The sequence below is a fragment of the Leptolyngbya sp. BC1307 genome (assembly GCF_002286735.1).
Taxonomy (GTDB): domain Bacteria; phylum Cyanobacteriota; class Cyanobacteriia; order Phormidesmidales; family Phormidesmidaceae; genus Phormidesmis.
This window is the reverse complement of record NZ_NRTA01000140.1, coordinates 1-1309: the sequence shown is the minus strand read 5'-3', so window position 1 is coordinate 1309 and position 1309 is coordinate 1. Positions and strand designations below refer to the sequence as shown.

The 1309-nt window shown below is 46.6% G+C and carries 3 protein-coding genes; 1 reads left to right on the top strand and 2 read right to left on the bottom strand.

What is annotated here, in order from left to right:
* On the bottom strand, positions 1–392 hold a 392-nt coding region (locus CKL79_RS22410; protein WP_141242273.1), incomplete at its 3' end, for a transposase.
* Positions 393–466: 74 nt separating this feature from the next.
* On the opposite strand from CKL79_RS22410, the gene CKL79_RS22405 reads away from it, so the two are divergent.
* Complete coding sequence (locus CKL79_RS22405; RefSeq protein ID WP_121971708.1) at positions 467–676, top strand: hypothetical protein; 210 nt, start codon at positions 467–469, stop codon at positions 674–676.
* 33 nt (positions 677–709) lie between these two features.
* On the opposite strand, the gene CKL79_RS22400 is transcribed toward CKL79_RS22405, so the two are convergent.
* Positions 710–1309, bottom strand: a 600-nt coding sequence (locus CKL79_RS22400; RefSeq protein WP_141242174.1) for a transposase, incomplete at its 5' end; no start/stop codon positions are given.

Below are 1309 nucleotides of genomic sequence, written 5' to 3'. Positions count from 1 at the left end.
AGCGGGTAGGTGCTATTGCTGTGATTGTAGTGGCGGTCGATATACTCAAACAAACTGCCGACATGCTCACACATCGTGTCATCTAGGATAAAGCTAGAACCTGCTGCGGTGAGTCGATGCAGTATCGTTTGCTTCAGCACATACTCGATACGCGCATCGTTCATCTCTGGCGGATGCCACGGGGCTGAGGATAGAAACCGCGATAGGTTGCTTTTATCGGCGCTCGCCAACGTACAGCGGCTGATATTCGATAGGCTTTTGTTTTCTAAGACGATGAGCCCGGTTAAATAGTGCTGGAAGTGCTGATAGGCCCGCTCGTCATTGAACAAATGACGAAACGCTGCGGCATGTTTGCTCACCACTGGCGCTGGCGCAACAATCGGCAACTGCATCCTTCACCTCCTGCTCAAAACCTTTGAACCTAACGCCTAGTCTACCTCAGACGCGATATGATGATTTTTCTCTCATGAGAGCACAACACTCAAGTAAATTAGTGACTCAAGTAGAGCAGAGTGTCGCTCGGCTTCTTGAACAAGTTGGTGACGTGGTCGCTGACTTAATTGTCAAGGTCAGGCAGGAATTGCTAGAGCCATTTATTGCGGCAGCAAATGAGTTTAGGAAGAATTTGATCAGTGATTTGAAGGAATTAATCAACCAGTCCGTTGAACAAGTTTAGGAGTTACGCATTGACAAATACAGTGTGACAATGCTAGGCGAAAGCAGTTTCCTCCACGTTTTCTAGAATAAACTGGCGAATGACCGGCACAAATAGCTGACGCGATATCTCATAGCAGTTGTTGATGATCCCTTTGATGCACATCGTCTGTAGCTTGCAAAAAGCACGTAGTGCACAAAAAACGTGATTACGAATAGCCTGTTCATCTCGCACATAAAAGCGCTCGATATTACACACCTGTTTAATCACTCTATGAAAACATTCAATCTGCCAATGCTCACTATGAACTTGCTTAAAGGTCTCTCGTGAGAGCTGTTTCAAAGCCTCTAAGTCTGGTCGATACAAGATGTAATATCGCTGCTCGTTTTTGAACGGCGCACAAAACACTTTGACCCAGCCAAATGCCTTGAGATAGACCATCAAGCCATCAGCTGTAATCTCTAGAGTCCCTATCTGCACTGACGTTCCACGCTCTACCGAGACCAGCCGATTATTCGCTACCCCAAATAGAAAACCCACTTTCTCGTTTCTGAGAAACTTCAGATTCTCTAGGCTCGAATACCAACTGTCTCCGGTCACCCACGACGGCTTCAGGCCCCAGGATTGAACCTCTAGCACCATCTCTCTAAAATA

What these genes read in the sequence shown, in the direction of transcription:
- CKL79_RS22405 (WP_121971708.1), top strand. Translation starts at nt 467, where the DNA reads ATGAGAGCACAACACTCAAGTAAATTAGTGACTCAAGTAGAGCAGAGT.